The organism is Brevundimonas sp. SH203 (genome assembly GCF_002157625.1).
GTDB lineage: Bacteria > Pseudomonadota > Alphaproteobacteria > Caulobacterales > Caulobacteraceae > Brevundimonas.
In genome coordinates, this window is record NZ_BDMM01000001.1 from 211,845 (window position 1) to 233,987 (window position 22,143).

General features: G+C 66.9%; 26 protein-coding genes and 3 tRNA genes. 15 read left to right on the plus strand and 14 right to left on the minus strand.

Annotated elements, in window-relative coordinates; genetic code table 11:
• Positions 1-23: 23 nt before the first annotated feature.
• The 4 genes from rplM (at position 24) to msrB (ending at position 2,566) form a co-directional block, all read left to right on the plus strand.
• Positions 24-500: a 50S ribosomal protein L13 gene (gene rplM, locus SH203_RS01045; protein ID WP_017503897.1), complete on the plus strand. Its 477-nt coding sequence runs from the start codon at positions 24-26 to the stop codon at positions 498-500.
• Positions 501-502: 2 nt separating this feature from the next.
• Positions 503-997, plus strand: a complete 495-nt coding sequence (gene rpsI / locus SH203_RS01050) for a 30S ribosomal protein S9 (protein WP_087119024.1) — start codon at positions 503-505, stop codon at positions 995-997.
• Positions 998-1,070: 73 nt separating this feature from the next.
• On the plus strand, positions 1,071-2,021 hold the full coding sequence (gene argC, locus SH203_RS01055; RefSeq protein ID WP_087119025.1) for an N-acetyl-gamma-glutamyl-phosphate reductase: 951 nt from the start codon (positions 1,071-1,073) through the stop codon (positions 2,019-2,021).
• 41 nt (positions 2,022-2,062) lie between these two features.
• Complete coding sequence (gene msrB / locus SH203_RS01060) at positions 2,063-2,566, plus strand: peptide-methionine (R)-S-oxide reductase MsrB (RefSeq protein ID WP_087119026.1); 504 nt, start codon at positions 2,063-2,065, stop codon at positions 2,564-2,566.
• On the opposite strand, the gene SH203_RS01065 is transcribed toward msrB, so the two are convergent.
• Entirely contained in the window at positions 2,563-2,937 is a 375-nt protein-coding gene (locus SH203_RS01065) for a hypothetical protein (protein WP_087119027.1), read from the minus strand. The two genes, msrB and SH203_RS01065, sit on opposite strands and share 4 nt — an antisense overlap.
• Positions 2,934-4,877, minus strand: coding sequence for a class I poly(R)-hydroxyalkanoic acid synthase (gene phaC / locus SH203_RS01070; RefSeq protein ID WP_087119526.1), 1,944 nt, complete (start codon positions 4,875-4,877; stop codon positions 2,934-2,936). The genes SH203_RS01065 and phaC overlap by 4 nt, the downstream gene beginning before the upstream one ends.
• Positions 4,878-4,985: 108 nt before the next feature.
• Between phaC and SH203_RS01075 the strand changes: the two genes are divergently transcribed.
• The 9 genes from SH203_RS01075 to SH203_RS01115 all read left to right on the plus strand — a co-directional run bounded on the left by SH203_RS01075 (position 4,986) and on the right by SH203_RS01115 (position 10,275).
• Positions 4,986-5,411, plus strand: coding sequence for a hypothetical protein (locus tag SH203_RS01075; protein WP_234989335.1), 426 nt, complete (start codon positions 4,986-4,988; stop codon positions 5,409-5,411).
• Between the two features lie 50 nt (positions 5,412-5,461).
• The gene (recJ, locus tag SH203_RS01080) at positions 5,462-7,273 is read left to right on the plus strand and encodes a single-stranded-DNA-specific exonuclease RecJ (RefSeq protein ID WP_087119527.1); all 1,812 of its coding nucleotides are present in this window, start codon (positions 5,462-5,464) and stop codon (positions 7,271-7,273) included.
• A 76-nt stretch (positions 7,274-7,349) separates the two neighbouring features.
• Positions 7,350-7,424 (plus strand) — tRNA-Glu (locus SH203_RS01085).
• Positions 7,425-7,669: 245 nt separating this feature from the next.
• Positions 7,670-8,185 (plus strand): cold-shock protein, encoded by a 516-nt coding sequence (locus SH203_RS01090; RefSeq protein WP_087119029.1) that lies wholly within the window; start codon positions 7,670-7,672, stop codon positions 8,183-8,185.
• A 23-nt stretch (positions 8,186-8,208) separates the two neighbouring features.
• Complete coding sequence (locus SH203_RS01095) at positions 8,209-8,688, plus strand: DUF192 domain-containing protein (protein ID WP_087119030.1); 480 nt, start codon at positions 8,209-8,211, stop codon at positions 8,686-8,688.
• Positions 8,689-8,733: 45 nt separating this feature from the next.
• Positions 8,734-8,810, plus strand: a tRNA-Pro gene (locus tag SH203_RS01100).
• Positions 8,811-8,886: 76 nt separating this feature from the next.
• Positions 8,887-9,192: an ETC complex I subunit gene (locus SH203_RS01105; RefSeq protein WP_087119031.1), complete on the plus strand. Its 306-nt coding sequence runs from the start codon at positions 8,887-8,889 to the stop codon at positions 9,190-9,192.
• Between the two features lie 19 nt (positions 9,193-9,211).
• Positions 9,212-9,288 (plus strand) — tRNA-Arg (locus SH203_RS01110).
• Positions 9,289-9,318: 30 nt separating this feature from the next.
• On the plus strand, positions 9,319-10,275 hold the full coding sequence (locus tag SH203_RS01115) for a rhodanese-related sulfurtransferase (RefSeq protein ID WP_087119032.1): 957 nt from the start codon (positions 9,319-9,321) through the stop codon (positions 10,273-10,275).
• On the opposite strand, the gene SH203_RS01120 is transcribed toward SH203_RS01115, so the two are convergent.
• From SH203_RS01120 to SH203_RS01130, 3 genes are read right to left on the minus strand one after another with little or no spacing between them, the layout of a single operon-like run.
• Entirely contained in the window at positions 10,272-11,075 is an 804-nt protein-coding gene (locus SH203_RS01120; RefSeq protein WP_087119033.1) for a DUF1295 domain-containing protein, read from the minus strand. The two genes, SH203_RS01115 and SH203_RS01120, sit on opposite strands and share 4 nt — an antisense overlap.
• On the minus strand, positions 11,075-11,713 hold the full coding sequence (locus SH203_RS01125; protein WP_087119034.1) for a ChrR family anti-sigma-E factor: 639 nt from the start codon (positions 11,711-11,713) through the stop codon (positions 11,075-11,077). The genes SH203_RS01120 and SH203_RS01125 overlap by 1 nt, the downstream gene beginning before the upstream one ends.
• The gene (locus SH203_RS01130) at positions 11,710-12,243 is read right to left on the minus strand and encodes a sigma-70 family RNA polymerase sigma factor (RefSeq protein ID WP_234989336.1); all 534 of its coding nucleotides are present in this window, start codon (positions 12,241-12,243) and stop codon (positions 11,710-11,712) included. The genes SH203_RS01125 and SH203_RS01130 overlap by 4 nt, the downstream gene beginning before the upstream one ends.
• Positions 12,244-12,481: 238 nt before the next feature.
• Between SH203_RS01130 and SH203_RS01135 the strand changes: the two genes are divergently transcribed.
• Positions 12,482-13,819, plus strand: coding sequence for an NAD(P)/FAD-dependent oxidoreductase (locus tag SH203_RS01135; protein ID WP_087119036.1), 1,338 nt, complete (start codon positions 12,482-12,484; stop codon positions 13,817-13,819).
• A complete protein-coding gene (locus tag SH203_RS01140; RefSeq protein ID WP_087119037.1) occupies positions 13,816-14,616 on the plus strand; it encodes a DUF1365 domain-containing protein in 801 nt (266 codons plus the stop codon). Before SH203_RS01135 ends, SH203_RS01140 begins: the two co-directional genes overlap by 4 nt.
• Positions 14,617-14,698: 82 nt before the next feature.
• Here SH203_RS01140 and SH203_RS01145 read toward each other — a convergent pair whose 3' ends face one another.
• The 9 genes from SH203_RS01145 to SH203_RS01185 form a co-directional block, all read right to left on the minus strand.
• A complete protein-coding gene (locus SH203_RS01145) occupies positions 14,699-15,379 on the minus strand; it encodes a sugar phosphate nucleotidyltransferase (protein WP_087119038.1) in 681 nt (226 codons plus the stop codon).
• Positions 15,376-16,437, minus strand: a complete 1,062-nt coding sequence (locus tag SH203_RS01150; protein ID WP_087119039.1) for a dehydrogenase — start codon at positions 16,435-16,437, stop codon at positions 15,376-15,378. Before SH203_RS01150 ends, SH203_RS01145 begins: the two co-directional genes overlap by 4 nt.
• The gene (locus SH203_RS01155; RefSeq protein ID WP_087119040.1) at positions 16,434-17,441 is read right to left on the minus strand and encodes a hypothetical protein; all 1,008 of its coding nucleotides are present in this window, start codon (positions 17,439-17,441) and stop codon (positions 16,434-16,436) included. Before SH203_RS01155 ends, SH203_RS01150 begins: the two co-directional genes overlap by 4 nt.
• Positions 17,442-17,451: 10 nt before the next feature.
• Complete coding sequence (locus tag SH203_RS01160) at positions 17,452-18,066, minus strand: SIS domain-containing protein (RefSeq protein ID WP_087119041.1); 615 nt, start codon at positions 18,064-18,066, stop codon at positions 17,452-17,454.
• Between the two features lie 8 nt (positions 18,067-18,074).
• Positions 18,075-18,632 carry an HAD-IIIA family hydrolase gene (locus tag SH203_RS01165; protein ID WP_087119042.1) on the minus strand — a complete coding sequence of 186 codons (558 nt, stop codon included), beginning with the start codon at positions 18,630-18,632 and terminating at the stop codon, positions 18,075-18,077.
• A 2-nt stretch (positions 18,633-18,634) separates the two neighbouring features.
• Positions 18,635-19,390: a transaldolase gene (locus SH203_RS01170; RefSeq protein WP_234989337.1), complete on the minus strand. Its 756-nt coding sequence runs from the start codon at positions 19,388-19,390 to the stop codon at positions 18,635-18,637.
• A gap of 121 nt (positions 19,391-19,511) precedes the next feature.
• Positions 19,512-20,474, minus strand: a complete 963-nt coding sequence (locus SH203_RS01175) for a glycosyltransferase family 2 protein (protein WP_159457515.1) — start codon at positions 20,472-20,474, stop codon at positions 19,512-19,514.
• Positions 20,471-21,421, minus strand: coding sequence for a glycosyltransferase family 2 protein (locus tag SH203_RS01180; protein ID WP_159457516.1), 951 nt, complete (start codon positions 21,419-21,421; stop codon positions 20,471-20,473). Before SH203_RS01180 ends, SH203_RS01175 begins: the two co-directional genes overlap by 4 nt.
• On the minus strand, positions 21,418-22,092 hold the full coding sequence (locus SH203_RS01185) for a sugar transferase (RefSeq protein ID WP_234989338.1): 675 nt from the start codon (positions 22,090-22,092) through the stop codon (positions 21,418-21,420). The genes SH203_RS01180 and SH203_RS01185 overlap by 4 nt, the downstream gene beginning before the upstream one ends.
• Between the last annotated feature and the right edge of the window lie 51 nt (positions 22,093-22,143).

The following is a 22,143-nucleotide window of genomic DNA, read 5'->3' on the forward strand; positions in this document are numbered from 1 at the left end:
TTTTCGTCTCCAGGAACCCCCTCATGCTGAAGAGCACTACGGCTTCGTTGAAGCCGGCCGAGGTCGAGAAGAAGTGGATTCACATCGACGCCGAAGGCGTCGTCGTGGGCCGTCTCGCGACTTTCATCGCCAACCGTCTGCGCGGCAAGCACCGCGGCGACTACACCCCGCACGTCGATTGCGGCGACTATGTCGTCGTCACCAACGTCGACAAGGTGGTGTTCACCGGCAAGAAGAACACCGACAAGATCTACTATCGCCACACCGGCCACCCCGGCGGCGTCAAGTCGACGACCCCGGAAAAGGTCCTGGGCGGTCGCTTCCCCGAGCGCGTCCTTGAAAAGGCCGTCGAGCGCATGCTGCCCAAGGAAAGCCCTCTGGCCCGCAAGCAGATGACGCACCTGCGCCTGTTCGCCGGCGCCGCGCACGACCACGAAGCCCAGCAACCGGAAACGATCGACTTCAAGTCGGCGTCGCCCAAGAACACCCGGAGCGTCTGAGCATGACCGACGTGACCAACACCGAAACCGCCACCGGCTTCGACGCCCTGAAGGGCCTGTCGGCCTCGGCCGAGAACGACGCGCCCGTCTATGTCCAGAAGCTGGACGCCCAGGGCCGCGCCTATTCGACCGGCAAGCGCAAGAACGCCATCGCCCGCGTGTGGGTGAAGCCCGGCGCCGGCAAGATCACCGTGAACGGCAAGGACGTGGCCGCCTATTTCGCCCGTCCGGTCCTGCAGATGATGGTGGCCCAGCCGCTGAACGTCGCCGACCGCGCCACCCAGTATGACGTCGTCTGCACCGTCGAAGGTTCGGGCCTGTCGGGCCAGGCCGGCGCCATCCGCCACGGCCTGTCGCACGCCCTGACGCACTTCGAACCGGAACTGCGCAAGGTCCTGAAGCCGCACGGCTTCCTGACCCGCGACAGCCGCGTCGTCGAGCGCAAGAAGTACGGCCGCGCCAAGGCCCGCCGCAGCTTCCAGTTCTCGAAGCGCTGATCGCGTTCACGCGGTTTGGATTTGGGGCGCTTCGGGAAACCGGAGCGCCCTTTTTCTTTTTCACGAGGCGGGCATGACCCACACCATCTTCATCGACGGCGAGGCCGGCACCACGGGGCTGGAGATTCGCGAGCGGCTGGAAGCGCGCCCGGATCTGGAACTGGTCCTGCTGGGTGATCGTCGTCGCGATGTGGAGGCGCGGCGAGAGGCCCTGAACGGCGCCGACGCCGTGATCCTGTGCCTGCCCGACGATGCGGCGCGGGAAGCCGTGGCCATGATCGAGAACCCGTCGGTGAAGGTGATCGACGCCTCGACCGCCTATCGCGTCGCGCCGGGCTGGGCCTATGGTTTTCCTGAAATGGATGTTGGCCAGCGCGACCTGATCGCCCGCTCCCAGTTCGTGTCGAACCCCGGCTGCTATCCGACCGGCTTCATCGGCCTGATGCGGCCTCTGGTAAAGGCGGGACTGGTTCCGGCCGCTTATCCCGTCACGGTCAATGCGGTCTCGGGCTATTCCGGCGGCGGCAAGGCCATGATCGCCGAGTTCGAGGCGGCCCCCAAAAACAGAGAGGGCGCTGCGACCGTCTATCGCGCCTATGGCCTGACGCTGAAGCACAAGCATGTGCCCGAAATGACCAAACATACGGGGCTGAGCCGCGACGTCCTGTTCACGCCCGCCGTCGGCGCCTATCGCCAGGGGATGCTGGTCGAGGTTCCGTTGCATCTGGGCGCGCTGCCGGAAACGCCTTCAGTCGAGCGGCTGCACGGCGCCCTGGTCGAGGCCTATGACGGCCAGCGCTTCGTCGAGGTCGCGGACCTGGAGGAGATCGAGGCCATGACCGGCATCGAGCCCGAGGGCCTGAACGGCACCAACCGCCTGCGGCTGCATGTGTTCGGCGATCGCAACGGCGAACAGGCGCGCTTGGTCGCCCTGCTCGACAATCTGGGCAAGGGCGCCTCGGGCGCGGCGGTGCAGAACCTGAACATCATGCTGGGTCTGGACGAGACGACGGGCCTGATCTGAGCCGTTGAAACCAGTCGGCGTCGGCCGTCGTATCAGGGACTATGACCCAGTCCCTGATCCTGCATCGCCGGGGCCTTCTGATGGGCGCCGGCGCGCTCGCCCTTTCCGCCTGTTCGCCCGAAACGTCCCAAGCCGGGCAGGGGGCCTACGCCGCCTCGCCCTATCGCCGGGTGTCGGATGCGGACTGGCGACGACGCCTGGGCGACGCCGCCTGGCGCGTCATGCGGCACGAGGCGACCGAACGCCCCTATTCCAGCCCTCTGAACGATCAGCACGCGCGCGGCGCCTTTGTCTGCAAGGGTTGCGACCTGCCGCTGTTCCGGTCGGAATGGAAGTTCGATTCCCACACCGGCTGGCCCAGCTTCTATGATGTGTTCGGCGCCAACATCGGCAGGAAGCGCGATCTGGCCATCGGCGTTCCGCGCACCGAATACCACTGCGCCCGCTGCCTGGCGCATCAGGGTCATGTTTTCCCCGACGGTCCACGTCCGACCGGCCTGCGCTTCTGCAACAACGGTCTGGCGCTGAAGTTCGTGGCCGCCTAGCGGTTCGCCCGGATTGCGGACTCCACTGTCGCGCCGAAGACGACCGAGGCGATGATGACCAGGAGGCCGTAGTCGTGACCGGCGAAAAAGACTGGCGCGCAGGCCATGGCGATGATCATCAGCGGAAACAGTCCCGACCAGACGGCCGTGCCCGGCGCATCCGCATGGATCATCGGTTGGACCGCCGGACGCTTCATCATGCTCGCCACCCGGCCGTTCAGCAGCACGAAGCCCCCGGCGCAGATCACCGCCGACAGGATGTATTTCAGCGTATTGTCCGGCTCGCCGAAGACGTTGGCGGTCATGACCAGAAGCGCCAGTGCGACGCCCGTGCTGAGCGCCAGAAGGGCGTTCGGTTCGATACGGTTCAAGACTTCACTTTCACATAGCTGCCGGGCGCCGGCTCGATGGGCTTCAGCGGGCCCTTCGACGGATCACGCGCGGGGATCGACTTGCCGGACCGCATGGCCAGCCACGCCGCCCAATGCTCCCACCAACTGCCGGGATGTTCTTCGGCGCCCGCCTGCCATTCCGCCAGGGTGTCGGGCAGGGCGGGGTTGGTCCAGTGCTGATATTTGCGCGCCGCCGGGGCGTTGATGACGCCGGCGATATGGCCCGATCCCGCCAGGGTGAAGGTCACGTCCGAGCCGCCGAACAGCCGCGCCGAACGATAGACCGAGTTCATCGGCGCGATATGGTCCTCGCGGCTGGCCTGGAAATACAGCGGGATTTTCACCTTCGACAGATCGGCCGTCAGCCCGCCGATCTCGAACTCGCCCCTGGCCAGGGCGTTGGCCCCATACATCTGGCGCAGATAGGCCAGGTGCAGCGCCTTGGGCATCCGCGTCTGGTCCGCGTTCCAGAACAACAGGTCGAAGGCCGGCGGGTCCTTGCCCAGCAGATAGTTGCTGATGAAGAAGGACCAGATCAGGTCGTTGGAGCGCAGGGCGTTGAACGTCTCGGCCATCGCCGCACCGGGCAGGACGCCGCCCGCCGCATCCATCTGACGCTCGATCTCGGCGATCCAGTGTTCGTCGGTGAACAGCAGCAGGTCGCCCGCCTCGGCGAAATCGTGCTGGGCGGCGAAGAAGGTGGCGGCGGCGATCCGGTTGTCCCCCTTGGCCGCCATATGGGCCAGCCCCGCGCCCAGCAGGGTGCCGCCGATACAGTAGCCGACGGCGTTCAGCTGTTTCGTCCCGGCCTGCTCCAGCGTCTTTTCGACGGCGCGATAGACGCCCTTTTCGAGATAGTCGTCGAAGCCGAAACCGGCCTTGTCGCGATCCGGGTTCACCCAGGAACAGACGAACACCGTGAACCCTTGCGCCGACAGCCAGCGGATCAGCGAGTTCGCGGGCTGCAGGTCCATGATGTAGAATTTGTTGATCCACGGCGGGAAGATCAGCAGCGGAATCTCGTGCTGCGTCTCGCCGGTCGGCGCATACTGAATCAGTTCGAACAGTTCGTCGCGCCAGACGACCTGGCCCGGCGCGGTGGCGACATTCTCGCCCACGACGAACTTGCCGTAATCGGCCTGGCTGATCCGCAGCGATCCGCCGCCCCGTTCCAGATCGGCGGCGAAGTTCTGCATCCCCTTGACCAGGGATTCGCCGCTGGTCTCGGCCAGGGCCTTCAGCGCCACGGGGTTCGAGGCCAGGAAGTTCGAGGGCGAGAAGGCGTCGGTCAGCAGCCGGGTGAAGAACTGGGCGCGGCGTTTCACCGCCGGATCGACGTCCTCGACCCCCGCGACCAGCCCGTTCATCCAGTCCGACGTCAGCAGATAGGACCGCCGCATCATGTCGAACATCGGGTTTTCCGACCAGGCCGGGTCCTTGAACCGCTTGTCGGCCGGCGCGGGATCGGGCGTCTCGCCCGCCGCCTGACGCGCGGTGCTGCTCCACAGGTCCATATAGCGGCCGAACAGGTCGGCCTGGGCCTGAAACAGCTTTTCGGGACGCGCGGCCAGGCTGGTCATCACCGATGTCATGGCCGGGCCGACGTTGAACGGATCGGGCGTCAGCGCCGGCGAGCCGTCCGGGTTTTTCGCCGCCTGGCTCAGCGCGGCCTCGGCCATCGCGCCCTGGGCCATCATCGCCGCCCTGGCCAGGTTGAGCGACAGAGTCTCGATCAGCGCCGCCTGTTCCGCGCCCGGAAAGGCGGGTTGCGGCTCATTGGCCGGCGGCGGAGTTTCCGGCTCGGCCTGTGGCTTCGGTTTGGGTTGACGCGGTGGGCGCGGCTTGGCGGAGGTGGGGCGGCCGGCCTTGCGCGCCGGCTGAGGGGTCGCATCTTTGGGGGGCGGGGGAGGCTTGGCCATGATCGTCCTTCGCGCTTCCTGCGCCGCGGGCTGGTTCATCCGCCCTTCCGCGCGGGCCCATGATGGCATAAGACCGACCGGGAAATGAACGCGCCGATTTCGAAAAAGATGACCCCGATCGCCGCAGTCGCGATCACGGGGGCGCTCGCCGCCTGCTCCGGCGGTCTGTCCGCCAGGACCGACGCGACATCGCCGCTGGCGCCGCGCGTGCAGGAACTGGTTGACTCCAATCGCCACTATCCCCGCTGGGAGGATTTCCCCGCCGCCCCGACCGGCCTGCCGGATGTGCGTCAGGTGGCGGCCGACGCCCGGCGGCTTCAGGCCGACAATGCGACCCTGACCGGCGAGATCGCCCGCATCGACTGGACCCTGAACGATCCGGCGGCTCTCGCCGCCCAGATCACCGCCAGGGTCGCGGCCGCGCCCGTGTCGCCCGACGCCGCCCGCACCCAGGCCGAGATCGAAGCCTTCGCCCAGAGCCTGCGCGACCGGGCCAAGGCGCCGCCGCCCCTCGACTGCCGCCCGGCGCGGTGAAATCCCTGCGGGCGGTCGCCTTGGCGGCAGAATCCGCCGATGATGCGCCGATGGCTGACGACAGCGCCGCAAAGACCCTGAACGCCTTTCTGGGCGTATCCCGATCCCTGTCCGGCCGCGCCTGGCGACAGAGGCCGGCCGATGCGGCGGTCGTGCGCGCCCATATGCAGGCATTGGGGCTGGACGAGGTGCTGGCCCGCGCCCTGGCTTCGCGCGGCGTGCGGGCCGAACACGGCGCGGACTTCCTGACGCCGACCCTGCGGGCCCTTTTTCCCGATCCGTCCAGCTTCATGGACATGGATGCGGCGGTCGAGGCAATCCTCGATGCGCTTCAGGCCAGGGCCAGCGTCCATGTGTTCGCCGACTACGATGTGGACGGCGCCTCCAGCGCGGCGCTGCTGGTGCGCTGGTTCCGGGCCATGGGGCATGAACTGCCCATCTATGTTCCCGACCGCCTGACCGAGGGCTACGGCCCAAGCGCCAGGGCCTTCGACACCCTGAAAGCGTCGGGCGCGGATCTGGTGATCACGGTCGACTGCGGCGCCGCCGCGAACGAGGCCCTGGCCCATGCGGCCGCCATCGCCCTGAACGTCGTCGTCATCGACCACCATATGATGCGCAGCGAGCCGCCCACCGCCTTGGCGGTCGTCAATCCCAACCGGCCCGGCTGCAATTCGGGCCAGGGCAATCTGGCGGCGGCGGGCGTGGTCTTCGTGCTTCTGGCCGCCCTGAACCGCGAGGCGCGCAGGCGCGGCCTGTTCGCCGACAGGCCCGAGCCCGACATTCGCCAGTGGCTGGACCTGGCGGCGCTTGGCGCCATCTGCGACGTCACCGGACTGACCGGCTTCAACCGCGCCCTGACCGGCCTGGGGCTGAAGGTGATGAGCGACTGGCGCAATCCGGGTCTGCGCGCGCTGCTGACTGCGGCCGGCGCCGAGCCGGGTCCGGCCAAGAGCAATCATGCGGGCTTCATCCTGGGGCCGCGAATCAACGCCGGCGGACGGATCGGCCGCTCCGATCTCGGTGCGCGGCTGCTGTCGACCGACGACCCCAGGGAGGCCGAGGCCCTGGCTATCGAACTGGACGCGCTGAACCTGTCGCGGCGCGAGGTCGAGCGGGCCGTGACCGAGGCGGCCGTGCGCAGGGTCGAGGCGACCGGCGCCCATGCCGACGACAGCGCCGTGGTCGTGGTCGCCGGCGAGGACTGGCATCCCGGCGTGGTCGGCATCGTCGCGGGGCGGCTGCGTGAACGATGGCGCAAGCCCGTCATCGTCGTCGGCGTCGATCCCGTCACGGGCATCGGAAAAGGCTCCGGCCGGTCGCAACCCGGCATGAATCTGGGCCGCGCCATTCAGGCGGCTTGGGAGGGCGGCGTCCTGATCGCCGGCGGCGGCCACGCCATGGCGGCGGGTCTGACGATGGACGGCGCGCGTTTGACGGAACTGACCCGGTTCCTGAACGACCGGCTGGCAAGCGAACGGCTCGAAGCGGTGGCGCAGGATGCGCTGGAGATCGACGCCCTGATCGATCCGGCGGCCGCGACGCGCGCCCTGTTCGATTCGTTCGAACGCCTGGCGCCTTTCGGTCCCGCCAATCCCGAACCCACCTTCGCGCTCAGCGGCGTCCAGGCGCGCGAGCCCGTGGCGATGAACGGCGGCCATGTGCGGTGCCGTCTGGTCGGGCCGGATGGCGCCGCCGTGCGGGCCATCGCCTGGCGCTGCGCCGATCTGCCGACCGGACAGGCTCTGCTGGCGGGGCAGGGGGGCTTGAGCGTGGTCGGGCGTCTGAAGGCCGACGACTGGAACGGCCGCAAGGGCGTACAGTTCGAGATCGAGGACGTCTCCGATCCCCGGATGATCTGACCGCGTCCAAAAAACTGAAAATCCAAGCTTGCACCGCTTCGAGGGCGCGGCTATATCGCCGGCTCTCCCGCGCAGCGGTCCCTTCGTCTATCGGTTAGGACGTCAGGTTTTCAACCTGAAAAGAGGGGTTCGACTCCCCTAGGGACTGCCACGCGGGCAGGCCAGCCATCGAGCCGAACGGCTCTGGCACGCCCTATTCCCTTCGTGAAACTCATATCATCGGCTTCGACGTCGTGGTTCCGACCGCGCGGGGATCCAGCGGCGGCGGCCGATATCGTTAATCTTCATCCCTCGCGTGAATTTTCCGCTTTTCAAACTTTCGCGGAACGGTGTTAAACATAGCCCGAGTCCGCTGGAGGCGCGGACGGGGGTTCTAAGTTGTCTGACTACAGCGAGATGGAGACGGCGCCGACAGTTCGCGTCATCGGCCGGGTGAAATGGTTCGATGCGGTAAAGGGCTACGGCTTCATCGTTCCTGACGATCCGACGCTGACGGAAATGCGTGACGTGCTGCTGCACATCAGCAGCCTGAGAGACCTCGGACGCGATTCGGCGGACGAAGGCGCGCCAATCACTTGCGATTGCGTCAAACGGCCCAAGGGCTGGCAGACGGTGGCGATCCACGACCTGGGCCAGGGCGAGGCGGCGACGCCCGTTCGTCGCGCGTCCCAGCCGGCGATCCAGGCCAGCGTCCCGGACGAGGATCTGGAGACCGCCCTGGTCAAATGGTTCAATCGCACCAAGGGCTACGGATTCGTCGTGCGCGATCGCGAGCCAGGCGATATCTTCGTCCATATCGAGACGCTGCGTCGCTGCGGCCTGGACGATCTGGTTCCCGGCGATACGGTGCGGGTGCGATTCGCCGATGGTCCCAAGGGCCTGGTGGTCGCGGACATCAGAACGGGCGGCTGAGACCCGGCGCCCAGGAGAGGCGCATGATCGACGCGACCAGACGACTGATTCTCGCCGCCATGTTGACGCTGGCGGTCGCAGGCTGCGCGGCCAAGGCGCCGACCGGACCCAATGGCGAGCCGCTGCAGAGCCTGGCCATCGTCACCACGTCCGGCGAGCATCAATTCTGGGTCGAGATCGCCGATGACGAAACCGAACGTCAGCGCGGCCTGATGTTCCGTCCGCCGCTGGAGGCGGATCGCGGCATGCTGTTCCAATGGCCCGGCGAGGCGCCCCGCGAGCAGAGCTTCTGGATGCGCAACACGCCGAGTTCGCTGGACATTCTGTACATCAACCCGCAGGGGCGGATCGTCTCCATCGCATCGCACGCGACGCCGTTCTCGGAGGCGCCGATCCCGTCGAACGGCGCGGCCAACGGGGTGCTGGAACTGCGCGCGGGCCGCGCGGCCGAGATCAACGCCCAGCCCGGCGACAAAGTTTTGCACCCTTACTTCAAGCCTTGATTGCGGTTTGCCGCGCGAAGTGCCAATAGGGCGCTCCGTTCGGTCCGGGGTGTAGCGCAGCCTGGTAGCGCATCTGGTTTGGGACCAGAGGGTCGGAGGTTCGAATCCTCTCGCCCCGACCAACGGAAGGCCGCTGGATTCCGCATCCGGCGCGCGTTATGGCAGGGGCGAAAGCCCGCCGTTGTTGAGGACCCGCCCATGCTCGCTCGCATCTACCGCCCGGCCAAGACCGCGATGCAGTCGGGCAAGGCCAAGAGCCGCGACTGGCGGCTGGAGTTCGAACCGGCTTCGGCGCGCACCCTGGACCCTTTGATGGGCTGGACCAGCTCGACCGACATGAACGGTCAGGTCCGCCTGAACTTCGATTCGAAGGAAGAGGCGGTCGAATACGCCGAGCGCCACGGCATCGCCTTCCGCCTGCATGAGCCGAACGATCCGCCGATGATCATCAAGGCCTATGCCGACAACTTCGCCACCAACCGCAAGCAATCCTGGACGCACTGACGCCCGCGTCCGGCCCAAAGCGCCCATAGCTCAACCGGATAGAGCACCCGCCTTCTAAGCGGGATGTTGCAGGTTCGAGTCCTGCTGGGCGCGCCATTTCCCGCGCGGCGCGTAACGGGTCCGCACATGACCGACATCTCCACCTCGCCCGAGCAGAGCGTCCGCGTGGCGGCGCTTTATCGGTTCGCGCCGGTTTCGGACCCGGCGGCGGTTCGCAACACGCTGCAAGCCGTGTGCGACGCCGGGCAGGTGAGGGGCACGCTTCTGGTCGCCCATGAGGGGCTGAACGGCACCATCGCCGGCCCGGCCGAGGGCGTCGAGGCGGTGCTGAACGCCATCCACGCCATGCCGGGTTTCGAACGGCTGGAGCTGAAATACGCCTGGACCGATGCCGTGCCCTTCCATCGCATGAAGGTGCGGGTGAAAGCCGAGATCGTCACCATGGGGCAGCCGAATCTGGACCCCGCGCGCGACGCCGGCGTCTATGTCTCGCCCGCCGACTGGAACGCGCTGATCGCCGATCCCGAGACTCTGGTGATCGACACGCGCAACGCCTACGAGGGCGAAATTGGCGCCTTCGAAGGGGCCGTGCAGCCCAACACCGACAGCTTCCGCGACTTCCCCGACTGGTTCCGAACGGAAGGCCGCGCCCTGCTGGCGCAGACCGGGGCGCGGCGCATCGCCATGTACTGCACCGGCGGCATCCGCTGCGAGAAATCCACCGCCTTCCTGAAGGCCGAGGGGATCGACAACGTCCACCATCTGGAGGGCGGCATCCTGCGTTATCTTGAAGAGACGCGCGAGAAAGACAGCCTATGGCGCGGAGACTGTTTCGTTTTCGACGAGCGGGTTTCTGTAGGGCATGGCCTGCGGCAAGGGCCGCATACGCTGTGCCGGGGTTGCCGCCTGCCGGTGGATGACGTGGGCCGTGCGTCTCCGCACTACGTCGAGGGCGTCTGTTGCGCGCGTTGTCATGACAGGCGCGACGAGGCCCAGCGCGCCCGCTATGCCGAACGTCATCGCCAGATCGAAATCGCTCGACAGCGCGGCCAGACCCACATCGGCGCGGCGCCCAAGCCCTAGCGACGGGGAGGCCGGGGGAAGAAGGCGCTGGGCGTCTTCTCGACATAGGCGGCGAAGGCGTCCGGTCGCGACCGCTTCATATGCGCCTCAAGGAGCGGTACGCCCGACACCTGGGTCAGCAGCCAATAGATATAGGCTGGCCCGGTCAGCGCCAGCCAACCCCAAGGCCAGTCGCCGCCCAGGTTGATGGCGAATACGGGCCAGGCGCACCAGCCCAGCCATTCGAAGAAATAGTTCGGGTGGCGCGACCACGCCCATAGTCCGACGTCGCAGACCTTGCCCTTGTTGGCGGGATCACACTTGAACGCCGTCAACTGACGGTCGGCCAAGCCTTCGCTGAACAGGGCGCCGACGAAGATTAGGGCCCCCAGTCCGTCCTGAAGCGTCAATCCCGGCGCCGGATTGCGCGCGCCGACCAGAATGCTGAGCGAAAGCAGCGCCGCAGCTCCAGCCTGCAACATCAGGAAACCGAACATCTTTGTCTGAAAGCCACGGCCCCATTCTTCACGCAGCCGCGCATATCGGGCGTCCTCGCCTTCTCCCGCCGCGCGTTTGGCGATGTGAAGTCCCAGACGCAGACCCCAGGCGCCGATCAGACCGGCCGCCAGCCATTGCCGGGGGGAGGGGGCCGCGCCGTCGACGGGAAACAGGCACATGCCGACGCCCGCCGCCCCCAACCCTAGGGACCAGAAGGCGTCAGCCCAACCGCCCTGACCCGTTCGACGCTGCACCAGCCAGGCGGCCGACATCACCCCGACCATGAACAGGGCGGCTGCGGCCCAGACGCCGACCAGGCCCATCACAGGCGAACGAACGGCTGCATCAACCGGTCAAGCCAGCCGTCCAACTTGATCTGGCCATCCAGAGCGACCACGCACAGACAGGCTTCGTCGGACACGACGCGCGGCTGGTGCAACACGTCGTCGTTCGCCTCTTCCAGATCGCCGACGTCGAACCGCTGCGTCTCGGTGGCGTAGGCGCCGGAGATGACGCAGGTCAGCTCCACCCCGCCATGAGTGTGTTTCGGCGTCTCGCGCCCGGGGCCGATTTCCAGCAGAATGACCCGACAGTCGCCGTCGCGCGGCGCATGGACGTCGCGAACCCGCATCCCCGGCCCGATCCAGCGCCACGGCCCCAGGGCATAGCGACGAAGCGGCTCGGGCAATTCGGGCATGTCGTTCAGCGGGACGGGCGCCTTGACCTCGCCCGCATCCGTTTCGATGCGCGCCATGGCGTGCGCCAGCGCATCTTGGGACAAAGCGGCGGGCGTCGCCTCGTCCAGAAACGCGCCGCCCACGGCCTGCAGTTCTTTCACCCAGGCGTCGTTGGCCGGACGCAGGGCCAGATGAGCGGCGACCACGACCGCTTCCGGCGCGCTCAGCGACCCGGCGGCATAGGCCAGCAAACGCTCCTCGGAGGGATTGAGACGCGCGTTCATAGCGACGCCTCCTCGGACGGGGCGAGGATCAGACGAAGCTTGGTCATGGCGTTTCGGATGCGGGATTTCACGGTGCCCAGCGGCAGATCCAACTGGCGCGCGATTTCGGAATGGGAATTGTCGACGAAGAAGGCCAGGCGTAGCACCTCGACATGCTCGGGGCTCAGGCGCGCCAAGGCGTCACGTACACGATCCGCATCCTGCGACATCGACAACAGTTCGTCCGGCCTCAGAACCTCATCACCCGCCAGTTCGATCTCCGGCGTCGGCAGCGGCCGGGCGTCGCGGCGCAGGATGTCCAGACGACGATTGCGCGCGATGGTGAAGATCCAGGTCGCCGCCCGCGCCTTGCGTCCGTCGAACAGATCGGCCTTGCGCCACACCGTCAGCATGGCGTCCTGGGCGAAATCCTCTGCCGCGCCCGGCGTCGCCCCCGACTTGATCAGCCAGGCCTTCAGGCGCGGCGCGAAATATTCGAACAGACTGGCGAACGCCGCCCGGTCGCGACGCAGCGCGATCGCCTCAATCATTTGATCGTGCAGCCGAGGGTCCAACGGAGCGCCCGAACGGGTCATGCGTCCCGCGCGTGAAGCGCCGGATGGAGCATCGGTCGGTGCGGGCCGGGTCGGCGCGAAGGATTGGGGTTCGCCATGCATGAACCCTAATACGGCTGGCGGAAATGTCTGGATCAATCGCGATCCGATGATGCCCCAGGGGCGTAAATCCTCCATGCGTCGTCGCCGTGTCTGCGGGCGCCCTGGAGCCTTCATGTCCTTTCCGCCCGCAAGATCGTCTGTCGAACCCTTGAAGATCGCCGTGGTCGGTTCGGGCATAGCCGCCCTGTCCTCGGCCTGGCTGCTGTCGCAGAAACACCGTGTCACGGTTTACGAAAAGGCGGATCGCCTGGGCGGTCACACCAATACGGTCATGGCGGCCGTGCCTTCGGGCGAGATCGCGGTGGACACCGGCTTCATCTGCTTCAACGACGCCACCTATCCCAATCTGATCGCCCTGTTTTCGCATCTGGGGGTCGAGGCCCGCGCGACCGATATGTCGTTCGCCGTGTCTCTGGACGACGGCCGGTTCGAATACGCCGCGCCCGGACTGTTCGCCCAGCGTCGCAATGCGCTGAGACCACGCTTCTGGTCGATGCTGACCGAAATCCTGCGCTTCTATCGCGAGGCGCCGCGCGACCTCGCCGGGTTGAACGATCCGTCATTGACGCTGGGCGACTATCTGAAGCGCGAAGGCTTCAGCGCGGCGTTTCGCGACGACCACCTGCTGCCGATGGCCGCCGCCATCTGGTCGTCGCCGGCCCATACGCTGATGGACTATCCGGCCGAGTCCTTCATCCGCTTCTGCGGCAATCACGGCCTGCTGAAACTGGTCGGACGCCCGATGTGGCGCACGGTGGAGGGCGGCAGCCGCATCTATGTCGAACACCTGGCTCGCGCGCTTCAGGACATCCGGCTGGATCACGGCGTCGTCTCGATCCGCCGCACAGACGACGGCGTGATGGTCCACGACACCCACGGCGGCGTGGAACGGTTCGATCACGTCGTCATCGGCGCGCACGCGGATCAGGCCCTGGCCATGCTGGATCAGCCGACATCGGCCGAGCGTTCGCTGCTAGGCGCCTTCCGCTACAGCCGCAATCTGACCGTGCTGCATACCGACGCCTCCCTGATGCCGCGCCGACGCCGAGCCTGGGCCAGCTGGAACTATATCGGGGCGGACGACGGCCTGTGCGTCACCTATTGGATGAACCGGCTGCAAGGCCTGGCGGGCGACGACCTGTTCGTCACCCTGAACCCGCCGCGTCCGCCGCGCCCCGACACCCTGTTGCGCAGCGAAATCTACGAGCATCCGATCTTCGACCCTGCCGCTGTCTCCGCTCAGAAACAGTTGTGGAGCCTGCAGGGGCAGGGGGGCGTCTGGTTCTGCGGGGCGCATTTCGGCGCCGGCTTCCACGAGGACGGCCTGCAATCCGGCCTCGCCGTCGCCGAGCAACTGGGCGGCGTGCGGCGGCCCTGGACCGTCGAAAACGAGAGCGGCCGCATCCATCTGACGCCCAGTCCAACGCCTCAGTTCGAGCGCGCGGCATGACCCAGGCCTCGGCCCTCTATCGCGGCCGGGTCATGCACCATCGGCTGCGGCCAAAGGTTCATCGACTGGATTACCGGGTCTTCTGGCTGTTCCTTGACCTGTCCGAGATCGACGCCGTGGCCGACCGTCTGCGTCTGTTTTCCCGCAATCGATTCAACCTGTTGTCCTTACACGACGGCGACTATGGTGACGGATCGGGCGACTTGAGGCCCCAGGTTCAGACCTGGCTGGCGCGGGCCGGGATCGACATTGGCGAGGGATCGATCCGCCTGTTAACCATGCCGCGCGTCATGGGCTACGTCTTCAATCCGATCAGCCTGTACTACTGCCATCACGCCGACGGCCGGCTGGCGGCCATGGTCTATGAAGTGACCAGCACCTTCGGCGTTCGCCATGCCTATGTCATTCCGGTGCCGGCCGCCGACCAGGCGAAGGGTTTGATCCGTCAGGGCGCCGCGAAGGCGCTCTATGTCTCGCCATTCATGGGCATGGAGATGGACTATTGTTTTCGCGGCCATGCGCCGGGCGACCAGTTGGACATGACCATAGACGGTCTGGACGCCGACGGCGTTCTGATCACCGCCGCGATGCAGGCCCGGCGTCAACCGCTGACCGACCGCGCCATCGCATCGGTCACGGCGGCGATTCCGCTGATGACGCTGAAGGTCATGGCCGCAATCCATTGGGAGGCGCTCAGACTCTGGCTCAAGGGTGTCCGCTTGACCAAGCAGCCGCCGCCGGCACACACGCCGGCGACATATCAGACGACGGCGGAAGAAAGTCGCTTAAGTCACTGAAACAGCGCCAAAGCGCCGCTTACCCTGATCTATATTTCGCATAATATATCTTAGGCGATAAACGCATGCGGTGGGCTGGACCCTAGTTCCTCAATCCCGACATGACCTCAGCCGCCCTCAGACTGTCCGGTAATCCGATGTCGATGAAGGTCCCGCTCTTGAGTTCGGCGCCGAGCAGTTCCTTGCCGCACAACATGGGCAGTATGTCCTTCTCCAGCGAGGCGCGGCCGCGAACATCGGCGAAGGCGTCGCGCTTCAGGCGATAGACGCCGCCGTTGATGACGCCTGACGCCAGATTCCCCCGCGGTCGAATGGCCGCGACACGGCCTTCAACGATGTCCAACGTCTCATAGCGATCCGCTGGCGACACCTGACGCGCGGCGATCATGCCGGACAAGCCGTGGGACAGTCTCAGGCCGGACCACTCGAAATCGAACCAGGTGTCGCCGTTAACCAGCAGAAAGTCCTCGCGCAGCAATGACGCGGCATGGGCGACGGCGCCGGCGGTGTCCAGCGGTTCGGGCTCTATCGAAAGCCGCACCGGCACGCCGCGCCATGCGCCCGCATAGGCCTCGACTGCCTCGTGCCGATAGCCGGCCAGCAGGACCAGGTCGTCGAACCCCTCGCGAACGGCCTTGTCCAGTAGGTGTTCGATGAAGGGCCGTCCCGCCACGAGTAAAAGCGGCTTGGGCGTATCCAGGGTCAGATCGCCCAGGCGCGAACCCCGGCCGCCGACCAGAAAGACGGCCTGTCCCGCGCTCATCGCGGCACGCTCCAGGCTTCGGCGCCGTCCAGAGTGAACTTGACCGCGCTGGCCGCTCCGCCCGCCTCGTTCAGGGCGGCGGTCAGGCGATAACGATTTTCGGGGTCGGTGCAGAACATCAGGAAGCCGCCGCCCCCTGCGCCCGTCACCTTGCCGCCCCAGGCGCCTTCGCGCAGCGCCAGATCGAACAACTGGTCCACCAGGGGCGTGGCGATGCCCGAGGCGGTCATCTTCTTGGCCTCCCACGACCGCATCATCACACGCGCGATCCGGCGCATGTCGCCCTCCAGAACCGCATCCTTCATCGCCGTCGCGTCCTGCTTCAGCCGATGCATCCCGTCCAGAACGGCGGCGTCCAGATCGGTCAGCCCCCTCACCTGCTCGTTGATGATGGTCTCGGACCGGCGCGACTGACCGGTGAAACAGATGACCAGCGAGGATTCCAGCTCGGCCAGATAGGCCCGGCGCACGCGCAACGGGTTCACCACCACGCGGTCGTCGGCCAGAAACTCGATATAGTTCACGCCGCCGAAAGCGGCCGCATACTGGTCCTGACGCCCGCCTGACAGACCCAGTTCTATGCGTTCGATCTGATAGGCCAGCCGCGCCACGTCATAGGGACCAAGCGGCAGGTCCAGCGCGACGCGGAACGCCTCGACCAGAGCCACGACGATTGCCGAGGACGAGCCAAGCCCTGATCCGGCAGGCGCATCCGACGTGGTCGAAACGGTCAGGGCCGGTGTTTCGCCCCCCAGCCAGGTCTGGACGACATGGCGATAGACGGCCCGGTGCAGCGCCAGTTCGCCATGATCCGGCGCAGGCAGGCCGGGCTCCATCACCTCCTCCACGCCGATGTCGCGGGCGCGGAAGGCCAGGCGTCCTTCAGGATTGAGGTCGATATGGGCGAAGGCGAAGCGGTCGATGGTGGCGTTCAGAACAGCGCCCCCGAACTGGTCGCAATAGGGCGACAGGTTCGTGCCGCCGCCTGCCAGACCGAGCCGCAGCGGCGCCCGAGCGCGTACGCCCCAGTTCGGCGTCTGGCCCGACCGCACCATCATCGCGGTGTTTCCGCCATCTGGCAGGAGCCGGTGCGGTCGATGCCGTAATGCAGGCGCGGCATGTTCTGCGCGGCCATATAGGCCTCAAGCTCGGCGCCGTCGCCGGGCTGGAACAGCATCAGAAAGCCTCCGCCTCCGGCCCCGATCACCTTGCCGCCGGTCACGCCCATGTCGCGCTTCACATGGTCATACAGGTCGTCGACGGCGGACCAGCTGATCTTGCCCGACAGCCTCTTCTTCTGGGTCCAGTGCTCGTCCAACATCCGGCCCCAACCGTCCAGATCACCCGCCGTCCAGGCGTCGCGGATGCGGTAGCCCAGGTCCTTGATGAAGCCCAAGCTGTCGCTGACTGTCTCGCGGCGCGGAGTGGCCTCGGACAGCATGGCCGTGTGCTGGTCGGCCAGAACCACGGCGGCGTCGCGACGCAGGCCGGTGTAATAGATGTGGGTGTGCGCGATAAAGGCCGCCTCGACCTCGGCGTTCAGATCGACGCGCCTGACCGTCACCTGCCCGTCCGGCGCGATGTCCAGCGTGGTCAGGCCGCCATAGGCCGCCATATATTGATCCTGCTTGCCGATGCCCTTGTTCAGGACGCGGATCTCCAGGTCGCAGGCCTCTTCGGCCAGGGCCTGGGGCGACGGCGTGTTTCCCTTCAGGCCATGCAGGGCGTTCAGGAATCCGACCATGAAGCTGGACGACGAGCCCAGCCCCGTCCCGCCCGCAATGTCGGCCAGGGATGCCGTCTCCACCCGGTCATCGAAGCCGTGGGCCATCAGGGCGGCGCGGACCAGTTCGTGCTGAACCTCGGTGGCGCGCGACGACACCTCGGGCTGCGGGCCATAGACCACCACGCGGTCGTCGAAGGCCGGCCGATGGGCGACGACGCGAATGTATTTATCCAGCGCCATGGCGAAGATGAAGCCGCCGTCGTGCCGGTAATAGCTTTCCAGGTCCGTGCCGCCGCCGCCCAGGGTGACGCGCAGCGGCGTGCGTGTGGTGATCATGGCCGGAGCTTCAGGCGGTCGGCGCGGCGACGGGGGCGATCTGCTCCCAGTGGCCCTTATGCAGGGCAAGAGCCGGGTGGGACACCAGCAAGTGCCAGACGACGGCGGCCAGACCCTCGACCAGCGGCGTTATCAGTTGCGGATCGACCGTCGGCACGATGACGCAGGCGTCCGCCGCCTCGGCCGTATAGCCGCCGTTGCGCCCGACGATGCCTGTCACGGTCGCGCCGCGCGTCTTGGCCAGCTGGATGGCGCGCACGATGTTAGCGCTGACCGGCGGTTCGACGCTGCCGCCGCCGACCGAGAAGATCAGCAGACCATCCTCGGCCTTCAGGCGGCTGGTCTCCAGCCAGGTCGACAGGGTGCCTTCCCAGCCCTCGTCATTGATGCGCGCCGTCAGCTCGGACACATTGTCGGTCGGGCAATAGGCCTCGAAGCCGCAGATCTTGCGGAAGTCGTTGGTGGCGTGGCTGGCGTGACCCGCACTGCCGCCCACGCCGATCAGAAACAGGTGGCCGCCGCGCTCGCGCACCTCGGCCAGACGCTGAGCCATGGCCTCCACGGCGTTGCGGTCGATGGCGGCCATCGCCTTTTCGGCGGCGGCGAAGAAATGGTCGGCGAACATGGTCTCGATCAGTCCTGAAGCGCCGGCGTTGGAACCGCCGGCGAGGTTTGAAGAATCCAGGCCGCAGCCTGACGAAGATCGGGAACCACGACGTCCGCGCCGCTCCCGCTGTTGTAGTCACGGCCCAGCAGCACGGTGCGAGCCCCGGCCGACCTGCCGCAATGGGTGTCGCGGTCCATGTCGCCGATCATCCAGCTGGCGCCCAGATCGATGGTCCAGCGAGCTGCAAGATCGAGCAGCATGCCCGCCTTGGGCTTGCGGCAGTCGCAACCATCGTCATTGTCGTGCAGGCAGGCCCGCACCTCATTGACCGGAACCGTCTGGATCAGGGCGTCATGGATGGCGTCCAGAGCCTCCGCCGTCATCTTGCCGCGCCGCACGTCGGGCTGGTTGGTGACGACGAAGGTCAGATAGCCCGCCGCGTTGAACGCCTGCACCGCCTCCGCCGCCCCGTCCGCGATCCGCAGTTCGTCGACGGTGCGCGGCGAGGCGGGCTTGCCGTCACGCCAGACCACGTCGTTCAGCACGCCGTCGCGGTCCAGGAATATGGCGGGACGGCCGGACATGATTACAGGCTGAATCCGGCGGCGACGGCGTCCTTGCGGAACATGGCCACGGTGTCCAGCGACAGATCGGCCAGGTCCCGGCCCGCCATCTCAAGCTTCTTGAGGATGTCCGGCGTGGCGGTGATGATGTGGCAGCCGCATTCGGCGGCCTGATAGACATTCAGCACCTCGCGGGTCGAGGCCCACAGCACCTCGGCCATGGGCTTGCGCGCCGCCATGGCCACCGCGGCCCGCATGACCGGCACGGGATCGACGCCGGTGTCGGCGATGCGGCCGGCGAAGACCGACAGGATGGCGGGGGTGTCGTCGGCCAGAACCTCGATCGCCTCGGCGACCTGCTCCAGCGTCAGCATGGCGGTGATGTTCAGCTTCACCCCGTCAGCCGCCAGAGCCTTGGCCATCGGCAGGCTGGACTGGCCCTTGGTGTTGGTGATCGGGATCTTCACATAGACATTGTCGCCCCAGCCGGCGATCAGACGGGCCTGACGCTCCATCTCGGCGAAGTCGTCGGAAAACACCTCGAACGACAGGGGCATGTCCGGGATCAGGGCGATCAGCTGCCGCGCGAAGTCGGCGTAGTCGGTGATTCCCGCCTTGAACATCAGCGTCGGATTGGTGGTGAAGCCCGTGACCCTGCCCTCGGCATGCAGTCGCGAGAATTCGGCCAGGCTGGCGCCGTCGCCGAACAGCTTGAGTCCGGTTGTCGCGGGCATGGACGCCGCCTTCGACGGGTTGGGGCGATCGACCTGGATCAGCATGACGGAAGTCCTCAAGAAAGCGGTGTGGCGCAGCATCTTCCAAGATGCGTGCCGGGCGCCGATCCTAGTATCGGCGAAAGGACGCCCCCTTAATGTAAAAGGTTAAGGCGCGCCAAGACCGTCAGGCGTTTGTTTCGTCGATGAAGCCGACCGGCCTGCGCCAGGTCAGCTTGCCCAGTCCGTGCTGCGTCAGCAGGCGCCACCTCAGGCGGGACGCGGAGCCATGCTCCAGCGTCAGCCACGACAGGGCGCCGCCGACGGCCGTCTGGATTAACCCTTTGACGAACAATTCCGCCCGCGCCAGCAGCGGGCGCCGCGCGGCATCGACGTAGATCGAGACATAGTGTTGCGTTTCGCGACGGGTGCGGATCAGTCGGTATGGAATGGCTGTCCGATTTCGGAACACCGTCTCGGTGACGCGCGCACGGGCGGCCCAGACGATGCGGCGTCCCTGACGATGCAGGCGCACGAACAGCTCGGCGTCCTCGCCGCCCGCATCGCCGAACGCCTCGCGCATGGCGGCCTGGCCGTTGGGAAAACACCGCCTCATGTCGAAGATGGAGTTGCCGGTGCCCAGACCGTATCGCGGGCGGCCCGAGGGTTCGGTCAGTTCGATGTCCGCCAGATCGGCCAGTTCGAGATCGCGCACGAACTGACGGCCCTGCGGGTCATAGTCGGGAGGCGCGCCCGCCTCGAACACCGCGAAACGCGGTCCTACGGCGATGTCGGCGTCCGTGGCTTTCAAGGCGCCGACCAGGGCGTCGGTCCAGTCGGGATCGGCCGTCTCATCGTCGTCGATGACCGCCAGCCAGCGCCCGCGCGCCTCGACGAAACCGCGATTGCGCAGGGCCGCCATATTCCGCGTCAGGTCCGACACATACCGGATGGGCCAGGACGAACCGGGCGACAAGGCCTCGACCACGCCCTGCCCCGCCCCGCCCGGATGGTTGTCCACCACCACGATCTCCATCGTCAGGCCGAGACCGTTCGTCTGGGCCAGGCAAGACCGCAACGTCGCCTCAAGCCCCCTGGGACGATCATAGGTCAGTATGGCCAGCGTCAGGTCGGGGGCCGGCTCGCTCACGCCGACGTCTCCGCGATGAAGCCGATGGGCGCGCGCCAGGTCAGCTTGCCCAGCCCCTTGGCCATGCCGATCTGGTGATCGTAGCGATGTTCGCGGTCCAGAAACTCGCCCGTCGCGACATAGAGACCGGCATGCACCGCCGTCTGCGCTAGCCCCAGCAGCGTCACCTTGGCCGTGGTCAGGGGCTTGTTGTCGCTGGTGTCGATCCGGCACACGGCATAGTGTTGCGAGCCGCGCTTCATGCGGGTGATCATATAGTCCGGCCGCGCGCGGCTGGTCTCGATGAACTCGCGCACCACGGCGTCGGGGCACCAGACGAAGCGTCGCCCCGCCATCGCCAGACGAAACAGCAACTGCGTATCCTCGCCATTGGCGTCCCCGAAGGCGACGCTGAACGGCTCGGGCCCGTCCAGACAGGTCGCGACGCGGAAGGCGGCGTTGCCGCTGCCCAATCCCTTGCCGCGTTTACGCAGCCGCCCGAACATGTGGATCGGCTCGTCCGCCGGCATCTGGAAGTCCAGCGTATAGCGCCACCCTTGCGGGTCCCAATCCGGCGCGCGACCGCCTTCGAACTCGGGCAGTTTGGGGCCAAAGGCGGCGTCCGCGCCGGTTCGGTCCAGACAGGCGGTCAGCGCCGCCAGCCAGCCGGACTGCGGTTCTTCGTCGTCGTCGATGAAGGCGACATAGCGGCCTTTCGCCGCCGCGATGCCCTTGTTGCGGACGATGGAGATGTTGCGCCGCGGATCGGCCAGATAGGTCATGGCCACGCCCTTCTCGACCGTCAGCCGCTCGACCAGACCCCGCGCCAGTTGGTCGGGATGGTTGTCGACCACGATGATCTCGAACCTGCCCCAGCCGCCGCCCTGAGCCGCGCAGCCGCGCAGCGTCCGTTCCAGCAGATGCACCCGGTCATAGCTCAGGATGACGACGCTGATGTCCACGCTCATGCCCCGGTCCCCCGCAGCACCACCCCGGCGGTGCGGATCAGAATCCAGAGATCCAGACCCAGCGACCAGGTCTCGATATAGCGGATGTCCAGCCGCACCCATTCGTCGAAGTCGTTGATCCGGTGACGTCCCTCGACCTGCCACAGGCAGGTGATGCCCGGCTTGACCGCCATCTTGCTCATCTGGAAGGGGGTGAAACGGACATATTCATGAACGCGCGGCGGACGCGGGCCGACCAGGCTCAGATCGCCCTTCAGCACGCTCCACAACTGCGGGAACTCGTCCAGGCTGTAGCGGCGCAGCACTCGCCCCAGGGGCGTGATGCGCGGATCGTTCTCCATCTTGAAGGCCGGACCCCGCATCTCGTTTCGGGACTGCAGCGCCTCTTCCTGGCGATCCGCATCGACCACCATGGTTCTGAACTTGTAGCCCCGGAACCGGCGGCCGCCCTGCCCCACCCAGTCCACGCCGTACAGCGCCGGCCCCGGTGACGTGGCCCGGACCAGAACCGCGATGGCCAGCCACAGCGGCGACAGCGCGACTAGCAGGACGGCGGAAATCCCGATGTCCATCAGCCGCTTCAGCGCCAATCCCAGGCGCACGTCGCGTCCGCCCGCCAGGCGCGGCAGGACGGGTTTTTCGTTCGACAATGGCAAGGCGGCGTCGCTCATGCCGCCCCTATATCAAGAACCACGCCACGTCGCGCGGCGCCGTGGTCGCGG